The sequence below is a fragment of the Megasphaera sp. ASD88 genome (genome assembly GCF_002287425.1).
Classification (GTDB): domain Bacteria; phylum Bacillota; class Negativicutes; order Veillonellales; family Megasphaeraceae; genus Megasphaera; species Megasphaera stantonii.
In genome coordinates this window covers 1-14,884 of record NZ_NQXW01000010.1, presented here as the reverse complement: position 1 = coordinate 14,884, position 14,884 = coordinate 1, and the positions used below count along the sequence as shown (strand labels likewise).

12 protein-coding genes and 1 riboswitch are annotated in these 14,884 nt (G+C 55.8%); of the genes, 9 read left to right on the top strand and 3 right to left on the bottom strand.

Annotated features, from left to right (window positions below):
* Window positions 1–6 precede the first annotated feature (6 nt).
* Entirely contained in the window at window positions 7–801 is a 795-nt protein-coding gene (locus CJ260_RS06810) for a DUF4931 domain-containing protein (protein WP_095629654.1), read from the bottom strand.
* Window positions 802–927: 126 nt separating this feature from the next.
* On the opposite strand from CJ260_RS06810, the gene mutY reads away from it, so the two are divergent.
* The 7 genes from mutY (at window position 928) to CJ260_RS06775 (ending at window position 9,298) form a co-directional block, all read left to right on the top strand.
* A complete protein-coding gene (mutY, locus tag CJ260_RS06805) occupies window positions 928–1,989 on the top strand; it encodes an A/G-specific adenine glycosylase (RefSeq protein ID WP_233127913.1) in 1,062 nt (353 codons plus the stop codon).
* Window positions 1,990–2,012: 23 nt separating this feature from the next.
* A complete protein-coding gene (locus CJ260_RS06800) occupies window positions 2,013–3,248 on the top strand; it encodes a metallophosphoesterase (protein ID WP_233127912.1) in 1,236 nt (411 codons plus the stop codon).
* 23 nt (window positions 3,249–3,271) lie between these two features.
* Window positions 3,272–4,273: a nucleoid-associated protein gene (locus CJ260_RS06795; protein WP_095629652.1), complete on the top strand. Its 1,002-nt coding sequence runs from the start codon at window positions 3,272–3,274 to the stop codon at window positions 4,271–4,273.
* A gap of 153 nt (window positions 4,274–4,426) precedes the next feature.
* Window positions 4,427–5,326, top strand: coding sequence for a LysR family transcriptional regulator (locus tag CJ260_RS06790; protein ID WP_095629651.1), 900 nt, complete (start codon window positions 4,427–4,429; stop codon window positions 5,324–5,326).
* Between the two features lie 129 nt (window positions 5,327–5,455).
* A riboswitch (FMN riboswitch) is annotated at window positions 5,456–5,592 on the top strand.
* 99 nt (window positions 5,593–5,691) lie between these two features.
* A complete protein-coding gene (locus CJ260_RS06785) occupies window positions 5,692–7,233 on the top strand; it encodes an FGGY-family carbohydrate kinase (RefSeq protein ID WP_233127911.1) in 1,542 nt (513 codons plus the stop codon).
* A 278-nt stretch (window positions 7,234–7,511) separates the two neighbouring features.
* On the top strand, window positions 7,512–8,372 hold the full coding sequence (locus CJ260_RS06780; RefSeq protein WP_087477468.1) for a 3-hydroxybutyryl-CoA dehydrogenase: 861 nt from the start codon (window positions 7,512–7,514) through the stop codon (window positions 8,370–8,372).
* A gap of 143 nt (window positions 8,373–8,515) precedes the next feature.
* Window positions 8,516–9,298, top strand: a complete 783-nt coding sequence (locus CJ260_RS06775) for a short-chain-enoyl-CoA hydratase (RefSeq protein WP_087477467.1) — start codon at window positions 8,516–8,518, stop codon at window positions 9,296–9,298.
* A gap of 74 nt (window positions 9,299–9,372) precedes the next feature.
* Here the strand turns inward: CJ260_RS06775 and CJ260_RS06770 are convergent, their stop codons facing one another.
* The gene (locus CJ260_RS06770; RefSeq protein ID WP_095629650.1) at window positions 9,373–10,962 is read right to left on the bottom strand and encodes a DEAD/DEAH box helicase; all 1,590 of its coding nucleotides are present in this window, start codon (window positions 10,960–10,962) and stop codon (window positions 9,373–9,375) included.
* 168 nt (window positions 10,963–11,130) lie between these two features.
* Between CJ260_RS06770 and CJ260_RS06765 the strand changes: the two genes are divergently transcribed.
* Window positions 11,131–13,281 carry an ATP-dependent helicase gene (locus tag CJ260_RS06765; protein ID WP_198947414.1) on the top strand — a complete coding sequence of 717 codons (2,151 nt, stop codon included), beginning with the start codon at window positions 11,131–11,133 and terminating at the stop codon, window positions 13,279–13,281.
* A gap of 43 nt (window positions 13,282–13,324) precedes the next feature.
* The gene (locus CJ260_RS06760; RefSeq protein ID WP_095629649.1) at window positions 13,325–13,948 is read left to right on the top strand and encodes a CatB-related O-acetyltransferase; all 624 of its coding nucleotides are present in this window, start codon (window positions 13,325–13,327) and stop codon (window positions 13,946–13,948) included.
* Window positions 13,949–14,083: 135 nt separating this feature from the next.
* On the opposite strand, the gene CJ260_RS06755 is transcribed toward CJ260_RS06760, so the two are convergent.
* Window positions 14,084–14,575: a flavodoxin family protein gene (locus CJ260_RS06755; RefSeq protein ID WP_095629648.1), complete on the bottom strand. Its 492-nt coding sequence runs from the start codon at window positions 14,573–14,575 to the stop codon at window positions 14,084–14,086.
* Window positions 14,576–14,884 lie beyond the last annotated feature (309 nt).

Below are 14,884 nucleotides of genomic sequence, written 5' to 3'. Positions count from 1 at the left end.
GGTGAGTTAAGGCTGGGCGAGCTGACGTTTCATCGCTTCGATGAACTGGGCTCGATGGCCCGGATTGGATATTTGGGGGATCATGTAGCCGACGAACAGGGGGTTGGTCAGGAAGCGGGGCATGATCTTGACGTACAGCTTGTCGTCGCCGGGAAAGTCGTAGAAGAAGATGTTGTAGCTGTCGTTGCTGCGGATGAATTTGAACATGAAATAGTCCGCCGTGCGCTGCATATAGCGTACGAACTGGGGGAGCTTTTCTTCGTCGGAAAGGATGAGGTTAATTTCATAAAATCCGATGATGGGCCGCAGGGACAGGTTGACTTCTATGCCTTCTTCGCAGAGGATGGGCGTGCCGGCAAAGTGGCAGGCCTGAATGTCGTCGTGGTAGTCGTAGTGCTCGAAGCCGACGATCTGCGAGTGGGGATGGTGAATCGTCCCGCCCGACATGTAGCCGTGGTTGCGGTAGAATACGACGGAGCCGCGGCGGAAGCGTTCCATGGCCTTGACCTGACGCCATTTTTCCAGTCCGAAGCGGATGAGGTCGACGGCGTAGGCGGCGTCGTAGGTGGAAAAGTCGCCGTCGCAGTCGTCCGTTTCGATAATCAGGGTCTGCCAGGAGTCCTTCAGGACGGGGTAGGCGTTTTCCAGCCAAATCATATGGCCTCTGGTATCCATGATGTTCTTCAAATGGCCTACGTCGCAGAAGGGGCAGTACGATTCGTCGCGGTGGACCGTATCGGGCTTCGTTTTCCCTATGTCTAAATTGTATTCAAGAATATGGTGCAATGGATTCTGTTCCATAGTGTATGCTCCTTTTTTATTCATTATATATTGTAGCATACGGACTGCCTTTTTTAAACATGATGCGATATAATTATAGATACAGCTTTTCCGGCGACGGGGAAGCTGCGAAAGGATGGTAGATATATGAAGGATAACGATATGAAGGACGGGGCCTTGTGGTCGCCGGTGCTGCTGCAATGGTTCGACGCCTACGGGCGGGACCTGCCGTGGCGGCGCGACGTGCCGCGGGACCCGTATAAGGTATGGGTGTCGGAAATCATGCTGCAGCAGACGAAGGTCGAAGCGGTGCGGCCCTATTACGACAGCTGGATGGACCGCTTTCCCGATATTCCCACGCTGGCGGCGGCCTCGCAGGACGACGTGCTGCGCCAATGGCAGGGGTTGGGGTACTACTCGCGGGCCCGCAATCTCCACGAGGCCGTGCGCGAGGTCGCGGCGTCGTACGGCGGAAAGGTGCCGAAGAATAAGAAGGATATACTGGCCTTGAAGGGCGTCGGAGACTACACGGCCGGGGCTATCCTGAGCATCGCCTACGGCGAGGCCGAAGCCGCTGTAGACGGCAACGTCCTGCGGGTCTTCGCACGCCTGTACAATATAGACGGCAACATCTTGTCGGGGCCGGTGAAAAAAGAAATCACGGCCTTGGTGCAGGCTCAGATTCCCCAAGGCCGGGCCGGGGCGTTCAACGAAGCGCTGATGGATTTCGGGGCCATGATCTGCATTCCCAAGCATCCCCGCTGCGGCGAATGCCCCTTGGCAGATATATGCATGGCGAAGCGGGCCGGCCGGGAGCAGGAGCTGCCCGTGCGCATCGTAAAGAAAAAGGTGCCGACAGAGCCGGTGACGGTCGTCGTCGTAGAGGACAATGGACGCTGGCTCATCCACCGCCGGCCGCCGCAGGGCTTGCTGGCGTCGATGTGGGAATTTCCCAACGGGACGGATGGTTTGGACGGCGTGCGGCAGCTGACGGAAGGCGTCGGCGTGACGATTGCCGTCGACGACGAGCCCATAGGGACGCTGAAGCACGTCTTTTCCCATAAAATATGGCAGATGACTATTTACGAAGGCCGCCGGATTGGCGGAGAGCTTATGGAAAAGGAGGATTGGCAGTGGCTGCCGAGGCGCGACGTGACGTCGGTCCCCTGGGCGGGGCCTCACGGTAAAATCACTGCGATGGCGAGATGAAGGGACCCTTTTTTATCAATTTCATGATCATCATGTCGTGCATCTGCGTATGCTCCGCCGTGCTGTGGAACTACATCTACCGCCGCAGCCGCTGGCTGGCGCTGGTCGTCTTCGTGGCGGCAGCGACGGTTATTGCCGGCGCAGGCCTGTCTTACTACGGGCGAGTGTTTCCGGCTGTGCAGGGAACTGTCGAGGGGATGCTCCTCATGTACGGATCCTTGGGGGCTATCAGCTGGTTTTTCCTGTTTTTCCTGGCCTTTCCCGTCTTGGTCGTCGCCTCTGCCGCTGTTTTTATCGAGCGGCGTCTGCGGCGGTGGAAGCAGAAACGGCGCGGCGTGACGACTATGCCGCCTGTACCGCCGGAGAAGGGGCGGGGGATTACGCGGCGTTCCTTCCTGCGCGGCGTCGCGGCGGTCATCCCCGTGGCGGCGGCCGGCACGAGCGTATTGGGGAATTTCGTTGGCGAGAGCTATCTGGCCGTAACACGTCACGACTTGCACTATCCTGACCTGCCGGACTACCTCGACGGCTATAAAATCGGCCAGATTTCCGACGTCCACCTGGGGCTGTTCGTCAGTCCCGAGCGGCTCCGCGAGGCTTTGGAGGCGCTGGCGGCGGAGAGGGTAAACCGCGTGGAAATTACGGGCGACCTCATCGACGAGCTGTCCCTCCTGCCGCAGTGCGGCGACGTGCTGCGGGAGATGGCGGCGAAATTTCCCGACGGCATAGATTACTGCTACGGCAATCACGAGTATTACCGCGGCCTTGAGGCCATTACGGCCTTGCTGGAAACGACACCGGTACGCATTTTGCGCAACAGCGCCGTAGAGGCGTCGGCCGGGCGGGGAGAGGGCTTGGCCGAACGGTCCGGCCAGGATGCCGCTCCCTTTTACGTTGCCGGCGTAGACTACAGCTTTGCCCGCGGCGACGAAGCCTTTACGGCCCAGCGGCGGGAGTACGTGGCTCATGCTTTGGACGGCGTGCCCGAATCGGCCTTCGTCGTCATGCTGGCGCATCATTCCGATTTCATCGACGAAGGCTTTGAACGGCGCATTCCCTTGACGATGTGCGGCCACACCCACGGCGCCCAGTTCGCCCTTATCGGGCCTGTCGTCGAGTCCGTCGGCTTCAAGTACCTGCGCGGCATGTACCGCCAGGGCGGCTCATACGGCTACGTCAACCGCGGCACGGGCCATTGGCTGCCCTTCCGGGTATTCTGCTCCCGCGAGGCGACGGTCTTTACCCTGCATAAAGGATAAACAGGAGGAAACAACAGATACGTATGATGATACAAAAAGCGATTTTACATATATTGGATTTCAATACGAACATGTGCATCTTGTCGCAGAAGGACCTCGATTTCAGCAGCGACGTCGTGTACGAATACGTGGACAAGCGCATGAACCGCATCCTGCAGGACGCAGGCCAGCAGACGGGCGTATTTTACGCGACGAGTAATTATCAGGCCCTGCTGCAGCAGCTCATCGGTGGAGAAATCAGCTTCGACGAGTTCGCCGCGCAGACGGCGCGGCAGCTCTACGACATCTTGTCGCACTGTGACGGGCCGTCGTCGCTGGACGTCCTCGTCGTCGATTTCAATGACGACGCCGACGTGCGCTGCATCGGCGTGCTCCTGCTGGACAACAAGACGGCCTACACCCATCAGATATTGGACGACGACGGGGCGGTGTACAACAAGCTTATCAAGCATTACGCTATCCTGCCCGGCGCGTCTCAGAAGATAGAGGCCTACGCCCTCATACACTGCGGCGATTTCTCCATCCGCTTTGTCGACAAGAAGCGGCAGATGGACGGGGAAGACGTCTATATCCTGCCGGAACGGCTCCTGCAGTGCACGTCAGTCATTTCGGCCAGGGATGCCGTCAAGCTGGTCAGCAAGATTGCCGCCAAGGTCGCTGAGGATCACGGCGGAAATACGGTGGAGGTCTTATCGAAGGCCAAGAATTACCTCGTCGAAAACGCCGAGACGGCCGAAGCCTTTTCGCCGCAGGATCTGGGGGCCGAGGTGTTCGCCGGTTCGCAGGCTATGCGGAATGAATTTGCCGCACAGCTGGAGGAGGCCAAGCTGCCTGCCGACGTGCCTATCGCCAAGGCCTTTGCCGAACGGGCCGGCCGCAGCCACAAGATCAAGACCGACACGGGCATTGAAATCATTTTCCCGTCGGAATACATCGAAAACACGGACTATATCCAGTTTATCAATAATCCCGACGGCACCATTTCCATCGAATTGAAGAATATCGGAAAGATCATCAATAAATAAACGAGAGAGGGCTTTTTCCCGCAGAGGAGAAGGCCCTTTTTCCTTGCAGCAGCTCCAAGATTGAATTTTATGGGGAAAAATGATACGATTACGTATATATTTTAAGAATGGCCTTCAAGGTTCGAGGGATGTTTGCCGAAAGGGGAATGGGACATGGAACTGCGCGTGCTGAAGTATTTTTTAGTCGTTGCCAGAGAAGAGAATATTACGAAGGCGGCCAAGATGCTGCACATCACGCAGCCTACCTTGTCGCGCCAGCTCATGCAGATGGAGGAAGAGTTCGGCGTGTCCCTGTTCAAGCGCAGCAAGCACAGCATCATACTGACTGAGGAGGGCATGATACTGCGCCGCCGGGCCCAGGAGCTCGTCGACCTGGCCGAAAAGACGGCGAAGGAAGTGTCGCGGCAGGACGAGGTCATTTCCGGCGAAATCGCCATCGGCTGCGGCGAGACGAAGAATCTGGAGCCTATGGCCAAGGTCATGGCGGCCTTTCAGCAGGCCTATGGAGAGGTGCAGTTTACCTTGTATACGGGCATTGCCGACGACGTGAAGGAGCGCATCGAGCAGGGAACCCTCGATTTCGGACTACTCATTGAGCCCGTAGACGTGAGCAAGTACAGCTACCTGCGCATGCCTCTCAAGGACCGCTGGACCGTGCTGATGCGGCAGGATCATCCCATGGCGGCGAAGGAGGCCGTCGAGCCGCAGGATCTGGCCGGGCAGCGCCTCATCATGCCGGCCCGCTTGTCCGTAAAAAATCAGGTCGAAGCCTGGCTGGGGCGATGGCAGTCCGACGTGCGCCTGGCCGTGTACATGAATCTGTCGGCATACAACAAGATGGTCCTGACGGACAACGGCGTCGGCCTGGCCTTGGGGCTGGACTTCGACACGGTCTTGCCGGGCTTGTGCATGCGCCCTATGAAGCCGTTCATCGAAAACGGCAGCTACATGGTCTGGAAAAAGAACCAGTTCTTGTCGCCGCTGCTGGAACGGTTCATCGAGTTTACGGAAGTATATCTGCAGGAGCACTATGGAGCGCAGCGCGGTGAATAGGGCACCGGCGTCTGGACAAAGGCGTTTCACCGGGCGGGCTTTGCTTTTGCCGTCGTCTTACTTGTTTTTTCCATTCCATCGTAGTATGATATATATGTAAAAAATACATAATATATTTACATTAATATATTTAGTCTTTGAGGCAAGGTGAGAAAGGGAAATCCTTTCAGAGTCCTGACCGGCGGTGATAGTCCGCAACCTCCTGAGGGAGCTGACCCGGCGAAATTCCGGGACCGACAGTATAGTCTGGATGAGAAAAGACTTCGGGCGTGGCACAGGTGTGTTTGCCGTGCCGTTCTCAAGTGCGAAAAGGCTGGATGTATTCCGGCCTTTTTTTGATTTGCCGCAAGATAGAAGGGCAGGTAATGGATATGGAAAAGAAATATTATTTGGGATTTGACGCCGGGACGCAGAGCGTAAAGGTCGCCGTGTACAGCGAGGACATGGAATGCGTAGCTATGGATACGGCTAAGACGACGCTGTATTATCCTCATCCCGGCTGGGTGCAGATGGACGTAGATGAATATTACCGCCTCATCAAGCAGTGCATGGCGTCGTGCAGCCGCCAGCTGGAAGAAAAGGGGATTTCCCCGGCGGCGGTGCGGGCTATCATGGGCGACGGCATCATCTGCGGCATCGCCGGCATCGACGCCGAAGGAAACGCCGTGACGCCGTACGTCAATTATCTGGACAGCCGCACGGCCGACGACGTAGAAGGGCTGAAGGCCTTGAAGCTGGATATCTGGGCGGCCGAAACGGGCAACGCCGAGCCGAACGTCATGTTCCCGGCCATGTTTGCCCGCTGGTTCATGAAGCATATTCCGGCCTTTAAGGAAAAGGGCGTCAAGTTCGTCCACAACTGCCCGTACGTCCTCATGCATCTGGCCGGATTGCAGGGAGAAGACGCCTTTATCGACTGGGGCGCTATGTCCGGCTGGGGCCTGGGTTACAACGTCGTGACCAAGGAGTGGTCCGATGAGCAGCTGCGCATCCTGGGCATCGACAAGAAATACATGCCGCGCATCGTCAAGCCCTGGGACATTATTGGCCGTCTCTGCGAAGCCGACGCCCTGGAAACGGGCTTTCCCGCCGGCATTCCCATCTGCGCCGGCGCCGGCGATACGATGGAATCCATGATGGGCAGCGGCATTCTGGAAGCGGGCAAGGCCGTCGACGTAGCCGGCACGTGCGCTATGTTCTGCGCCGCTACGGACGGCATCATCCCCGAATTGTCCGTACCGGGAAGCGGCCTCATCTTCAATTCGGGCACCTTGCCGGGGACGTATTTCTATTGGGGCATGGTGCGGACCGGCGGCCTGGCCCTGCGCTGGTTTAAGGACTCTGTCTGCCGCCGCGAAGACGACGAATACTACGCCGAGCTGGATAAGTTAGCGGAACGCCATCCAGCGGGCTGCGACGGGGCGATGTTCATTCCCTACCTGACGGGCGGCAACGGCGATTTCCCCCATGTGCGCGGTACCTTCACGGGCCTGACCCTCGACTCGGACCAGGGGGCGATGTGGCGCTGCGTCCTCGAAGGCATCGGCTACGATTACATGGAGGTCACCGACCGGTACCGGGCGGCAGGCATCGACTTGACGACGCTGACCATTACGGAAGGGGGCAGCCGCGACGATTTGTGGAACCAGATCAAGGCTGACATGCTGGACACGCAGGTATCAACGCTGCGCGTCGCCGGCGGCGCCGTGCCGACGAACTGCATTGTAGCGGCCTATGGAGCCGGCGACATTGCCGACCTCAAGCAGGCCCTCCAGCGGCAGCTCGCTGTCCACAAGACCTTTGGGCCGAACAAGGACAACACGGCCATGTACCGGCGGCAATACGAACAAAGACGCCGTATCTTGCAGGCCTTAAACGTCGGCGAAGGGCAAAAAAATGAATTGTGAAAAATTACATAATCTGGTATGACCAACGTTCATAATATAACGTAGTAAACGGCGCTTTTGGTATCGAATGATGAAATAAAAGTATTGGACATGGTTTATGTATTAAAAAAACGTATACATAATATGCAGTTTTTTGGAAAAATCGCGTTTTTTCGGTAGATTTTTTTGGAAAACGTGATATACTATGAGTGTAAGCAGTGAAACTTATTTTAATATCGCGCGTGAGTTTTCGAAAGAGAATCGTGAAAAAAATCACGCGAAATAAGGAGGAGTTTAACATGTTTTGTAAAAAGGTAATGGTTATTGGCGCAGGCACCATGGGTTCCGGTATCGCTCAGGTATTTGCTGTTAACGGTTGCGAAGTCGTTTTGAATGATATTAAAGACGAATTCATCGCCGGCGGCAAAGCTAAAATTGATAAAGCCTTAACGAAATTGGTCAGCAAGGAAAAAATGACGCAGGAAGAAAAAGACGCCGTAATGGGCCGCATTTCCGGTTTCGTTACCCGCACGGCCGACAACATGAAAGACATCGACCTCGTTGTTGAAGCTGCTATCGAAGATCTGAAAATCAAATCGGCTATCTTCAAAGAATTAGACGAACTCTGCCCGGAACACACGATCCTGGCCAGCAACACGTCCTCTTTGTCCATCACGCAGATCGGCGCAGCTACAAAACGTCCGGACAAAGTTATCGGCATGCACTTCTTCAACCCGGCTCCGGTCATGAAATTGATCGAACTCATCAACGGCATCGCTACTTCTGAAGATACGTTCGCAAAAATCAAAGAAGTATCCGAAGAAATCGGCAAATCCCCGGTTAAAGTTGCAGACTTCCCGGGCTTCGTAGGCAACCGCGTCGTTATCCCCATGATCAACGAAGCTATCCAGGCTTTGATGGAAGGCGTAGCATCCAAAGAAGATATCGACTCCGTATGCAAACTGGGCTTCAACCATCCGATGGGCCCCTTGGCTTTGAGCGACTTGATCGGCAACGACGTTGTCCTTCACATCATGGAAGTTCTCTATGAAGGCTTCGGCGATCCGAAATATCGTCCGTGCCCGCTCCTCAAAACGTACGTCAACGCTGGTTACCTCGGCCGCAAGACGGGCAAAGGCTTCTACGACTACACGAAATAATAGGCGAGCAGTACAAACACAACTCTATAAGCAAGCAATGTAAACTCAAGCGATTTATATTTGTCAGGCAGTGGGCGTGAGTATTCACGCCCCTTGTTTGCACGTCCTACGTGTGAATATATTATTTTGGGAGGGTTCTAATTATGGACTACAAAAACATTCTTTACTCGGCAGAAAACGGTATTGCAACGATTACGATCAATCGTCCGAAAGCTCTGAACGCCCTGAACACGGAAACGGTTTCGGAATTAAGAGACCTCGTCGGCAAAATCGCCGCTGATTCCGAAATTAAAGTCGTCGTTATCACGGGTTCCGGCAGCAAATCCTTCGTAGCCGGCGCAGATATCGTTGAAATGTCCACGAAGAATGCAGTTGAAGGTCGCGCATTCGGCAAAATCGGTCAGGATACGTTTACGGAAATCGAAAACATGCCGCAGCCGGTTATCGCTGCTATTAACGGCTTCGCTTTGGGCGGCGGCTGCGAACTGTCCTGCGCTTGCGACATCCGTTATGCTTCTGAAAACGCTAAATTCGGTCAGCCCGAAGTTGGCCTCGGCATTACGCCGGGCTTCGGCGGCACGCAGCGTCTGCCCCGTGTCGTTGGCCGCGGCTACGGCAAAGAACTGATTTTCACGGCTGGCATGATCGACGCTCAGGAAGCATATCGTATCGGCCTCGTAAACAAAGTTGTTCCTCAGGAAGAACTGATGGATACCGTATATGCATTGGCTAAGAAGATCGCGAAAAACGCTCCGATCGCCGTACAGCTCTCCAAAGCAGCTATCAACCGCGGTATCAACTGCGACGTTATCACTGGTATTGCTTATGAAGACGAAGTATTCGGCCTTTGCTTCGCTACGGAAGACCAGAAAGAAGGCATGGGCGCTTTCGTTGAAAAACGTAAAGCTACGTTCACAGGCAAATAATATCCTTGATATTGCCATATGAATAAGAAAAAACCGTATCCTCGTCAGAGGGTACGGTTTTTTTGATAGGCGAATTAGTCTTTAAAATAGGGCTTGAACACGGAGCGGTTCGGCTCCTTACGGACCTTCTTTTCGCCGCTGCGGCGGAACGTTCCCGACGCGTTGTCGTTTTGCTTCCGCGGCGCGAAGTGACGGCGTTTCGTATTGCCGCTTCGATAGTCTCCGCTGCGTTCGCTTCGGTCGTTTCGTTCGGAACGATCGTTCCGGTCGCTGCGGTCGTGACGATAGTCGCGGCGGCGGTTTTTGTCGCCGTAGGGACGGCGGGAGCGGTGGACGCGCAGAGGCGCTTCTTCCGTAATATTGACCGGCGTCGTGTCCGGTTCCTTCGTGAGCAGCTTGATGGCTGCCGACAAGAGGGCGACGGAGTCGAAGTGGGTGAGGAGCTCTTCGGCGTTGGCCCGGTAGATGCTGTAGTTGTCGTCTTCTGTCGCGGCGACGAGACGGCGGATAGCCGCCTGCTGGGCTCCTTCCAGGGCTTCCGAGAAGGTCGGGGCCTTGCGGCGGGCGATGCGCCGTTTGATGAGCCGTTCGATGGCCCGCAGGTGGTCGATTTCGCGGGGAATGACGAAGGTCGTCGCTTCGCCGCTCTGGCCGGCCCGGCCTGTACGGCCGACACGGTGGACATAGCTTTCCGGGTCCTGGGGCAAATCGTAGTTGAATACGTGGGTGACGCCGCTGATGTCGAGGCCGCGGGCGGCGACGTCGGTGGCGACGAGGATATCGATGGTCTTTTCCCGGAATTGGCGGATGACCGTGTCCCGTTTAGCTTGGGTCAGGTCGCCGTGAATGCCTTCGGCGGAATAGCCACGCTTTTTCAGGGCTTCGGACAGCTCGTCGACGCGGCGCTTGGTACGGACGAAGATGATGGCCAAATCCGGCTCCTGCAGGTCGAGAAGGCGGCAGAGGATGTCGAATTTCTGGCGGTCCGGCACTTCGATGTAGGACTGCTCGATGAGGTCGATAGTCACTTCCTTGGCCTTCATGCGGACGATCTGCGGGTCATGGAGGAAGGTTTCCGCCAGCTGCTGAATGGGCTTGGGCATGGTAGCCGAGAACAGCAGGGTCTGACGGGTGCTGGGCGTGGCGGCCATGATGAGGTTGATGTCTTCGATGAAGCCCATGTCCAGCATTTCGTCGGCTTCGTCGAGGACGATCGTCGAAATATGGCTCAGGCTGATGGTGCCGCGCTTCATGTGGTCGATGAGGCGGCCCGGCGTGGCGACGACGATCTGCGGCGATTTGCGCAGGCGGCGCAGCTGCCGTTCCATATCCTGACCGCCGTAAATCGGCAGGGCCTGGATGTGGGTGAACTGGGCCAGGTGGTTAAGCTCTTCGGCGACCTGCATGGCCAACTCGCGCGTCGGCGACAGGACGACGGCCTGTATTTCCTTCGACGGCTCGGACGCTAATATTTTTTCTAATACGGGAATGCCGTAGGCTGCCGTTTTGCCCGTACCGGTCTGTGCCTGGCCGATCATATCGCAGCCCGACATGGCGACGGGGATGGCGTTTGCCTGAATCGGCGTCGGTTCTTCAAAGCCCATTTCGTTTAAGGCGTTGAGAATGACGTCGCTAATTTGTAAGGTTTGAAATTTTTCTAACATGTATGCCTCCTTTTGTATAACTTATTTATTATATCATTAGATAGATTAAAAGAATAGAGGGGGGCTGCGTTTTTGCGGAAGGAGAATGGCTGGATTTCGTATTGAGCGGCGGCGGAATTCCTGTTATAATGAGAAAAACGAATGTTCGCAGAAAGGGAGGATACGATAATGGATTTGCTGCAGGGGCTGAACGACGCCCAGCGTCAGGCTGTGACGACGACGGAGGGCTGCGTGCGGGTCATCGCCGGCGCCGGCTCAGGCAAGACGCGGGCCTTGTCTCATCGGTTTGCCTTTTTAGTCAACGAGCTGGGCATCTTGCCGGGCCATATCCTCTGCGTCACCTTTACCAACAAGTCGGCGGCGGAAATGCGTCGGCGCATTCACAACCTGACCGGCGACAACGACACGGGCTACGTCAATACGTTCCACGGCTTCTGCGTATCGGTCCTGCAGGAAGACTGCCACGCCGTCCAGTATCCCAAGAATTTTCTCGTCCTCGATAATGCCGATATCGACGCCATGCTCCAGATGATTTACGAGGAACGGGGGCTCACGCTGCGCAATATGACCTTTTCCGCTGCCCGGGATATGATCGAAATGCGTAAGCTCGTCCATGAGCCGGAGTATTACGCCGACATGATTACGATGTCCCTGGAGCGGCTGAAACGGAAGTACGACGAAGCCGCGTCGGCTGCGGATATCATCTTCTACGGCTACTTGTACCAGGAAAAGAAATGCTTCGGCCTCGATTACAACGACCTCATCAAGTTTTCCCTGTATATTTTCAAGGAACACGACGACATCCGGCTGAAATGGCAGCGGCGGCTGGAATATATCATGATCGACGAATTTCAGGATATTGACCTGCTCCAATACGAGCTCATGAGCGTATTGTGGGGCTATCACAAGAATTTATTCATCGTCGGCGACCCGGACCAGACGATTTATACGTGGCGCGGCGCCAACGTGAAGTATCTCCTCGAGTTCGATAAGGCCTTCCCGGGGACGAAGACCATCGTGATGATGGATAACTACCGCTCAACGCCTCAGATTTTGGCGGCGGCCAATGCCCTCATCGACAACAACGTGTGCCGCATGGCCAAATCGCTCCGGCCGACCTTGCCCGACGGCGACGCCGTGGTCTGCCATTTTGCCGAAAGCCCCCAGGCCGAAGGGCAGTGGATGGCCGGGCGCATGAAGGCCTTGCGCGAACGCGGCGTGCCTTACAAGGACGTGGCCGTCCTGTACCGGGCCCACTACGTGACGCGGACTGTGGAAGAAGCGCTGCTGAAGGAACACATACCCTACGTCATATACAGCGGCGTCCAGTTTTTCAACCGCAAGGAAATTAAGGACGCCCTCAGCTATTTGCGCATCATCGCCTATAAAGACGACCTGTCCTTCCGACGGATCGCCAACGTGCCGAAGCGCAATTTGGGCAAGCGGCGCATGGCCTTTCTGCAGGAATATGCCGACGTCTGCGGCTGCTCCCTGTACGAAGCCTTGGTCGAAACGATGGACGACGGCCTGTTTAAGGGGACGAAGGCCCGTCAATTCGCAGAGCTCGTCGAGTCCTTTGCCGCCGAGTACGAGGGCCGGCCCGTGTCGGAGGTCCTGTCGGCAATCCTCGACGCCAGCGGCTACGAGAAAGTCCTTCGTACCGAAGGCAGCCAGGAGCGGCTGGACAACCTGGCCGAGCTCAAGCAGGCCGTGTACGAGTATGAAACGACATGCGGCGAGGAAGTCACGCTGGAGCATTATTTGTCCCACGTGGCCTTGCTTACCAACGCCGACGCCGCGCCGGATGACGACAAGGTCAAGCTCATGACGGTTCACGCCGCCAAGGGGCTGGAATTCCCCTACGTGTTCCTGTGCGGCCTGAACGAAGGCATTTTCCCGTCGCGGAAGGTGCGGACGATGCAGGCCATGGAAGAAGAACGGCGTCTGGCCTTCGTAGCCCTGACGCGGGCCGAAAGGGGCTTGTATTTGTCCGAAGCAGACGGGCAGCACTTCGACGGCGCAGTCCGCTATCCGTCGCGGTTTATCTTGGATATGGGCCCGGACGTGCTGGCGTATGACAATCCGCTGCCGGACAGCCTCGTCCGGGCGACTCGGGACTACATCGAGTACAGCAGCAAATACTGGCCTGACCGGGAGGGCGAAAGGACCTTTGCGTCAGGACAGCGGGTACGGCACGCCGTCTTCGGCGAAGGGACCGTCATCGACGCCGATATGGACCGGCAAGCCTATGTCGTACAGTTCGACGCCATGGACACGGCGCGGATGATTTCGTTCCGCGTAAAGCTGGAAGCCCTGTGACTCAGAAGAAAGGTTTATGGCAGAAGAAAGAAGGAGTACGCGTATGAACCCGGAGAAAATCTATCCCCGTACGGGAGATAAGGAGACTGTCTACTTAAAGCATGTCGTAACGAATCCCAACATACAAATCGGCGATTACACGATGTATAACGATTTCGTTCACGATCCGCGGCAGTTTGAAAAAAACAACGTCTTATATCAGTATCCGATAAACGGAGATTCGCTGCGGATAGGCAAGTTTTGTTCTATTGCCTGTGGAGCTAAGTTTTTATTTGCCAGCGCCAACCATACGCAGACGTCTGTATCTACGTATCCTTTTCCTATCTTTTTTGAAGAATGGGATTTGGATATAGGCGATGTGATGTCGGCTTGGGACCATAAGGGAGACATTGTCATAGGCAACGACGTGTGGATTGGCTATGAGGCCGTCGTCATGGCCGGCGTGACGATTGGCAACGGCGCCATTATCGGCGCGCGGGCTGTCGTGACGAAGGACGTGCCGTCGTATACGATTGTCGGCGGCGTTCCGGCCAGGGAAATTCGCCGGCGGTTTTCAGATGATGTGATTGCCCGGCTACTGGAACTCAAATGGTGGGACTGGCCGGCAGAGCAGATTCAACGAAATATAAAGAATATACAAGCCGGTCGGTTGGATTTGCTGCTGTAAATACGGCATGCAAACCTTTCTATTGTAAGAGATGAAAAAAGCTGCTGGGAAACGCAAGTATTGCGTCTTCCAGCAGCTTTTTGACGGATATGTTGTTTTGTACGCCGTGAATCTTTTTGCGGGCGACGCAGGAAATCAGGCTCCGAATAATTCGACGGCCTTGGCGGCCATGCGTTCGCCGTAGGTCAGGAAGGTTTCCCGGCTGCCATCCAGATCCTTGCTCAGGGCTACAGGCCCCAGGTGAATGACCGGCGCGCCGCAGGAGCCGCCGCCGGAATAAGTCATCATGCCGTGGACCATCATGTGGTCGAGGATGAGGCGGATGCCCAGGTCGCCGCCGCCGTGGAGATAATCCATCGTCGCGAAGGCTCCGCCCAGCTTGCCGGCGAGCTGGCATTTCTTGCATGGCCCTTCGAGCCAGGACTTGACGTCGGCGCAGACGCTGGCGAAATAAATAGGCGAGCCCAGGACGATGCATTTGCTTTCGGCAGCCCACGCTTCGTCCAAATCGTCGATAGAGCAGGCTTTGGCCTGGACGCCCTGTACCCGTTCCATGCCCTGGGCGATGATTTCGGCCATCTTCTGCGTGTGGCCCGTTTTAGAGTAATACAGTACCATTGCTTTCATACTTCATGCCTCCTTGTTGCATACGTATATATACATCTTACTCATACGGCCCTTTCTTTGTCAAATCCGGCGCTGTATAACGACAGTGTCAAGTTGTTGTGGGTATATATTTGACAGAAACATCTTGGCATGTAAATCCGGCCTTTTAGTATCTAATGTATATGGTGATATCCACTGTTTTGGATATCTTTCATCCATCTTCCGTGTAATGCGCCTTCGCTCCCCGGCATACGGCAGCTGTGCTCTGCATCATACACGCAGTACGGCAGCCGCTGGCGTCGGCATTGCCGCGTCAGTTCCTGTGAATTC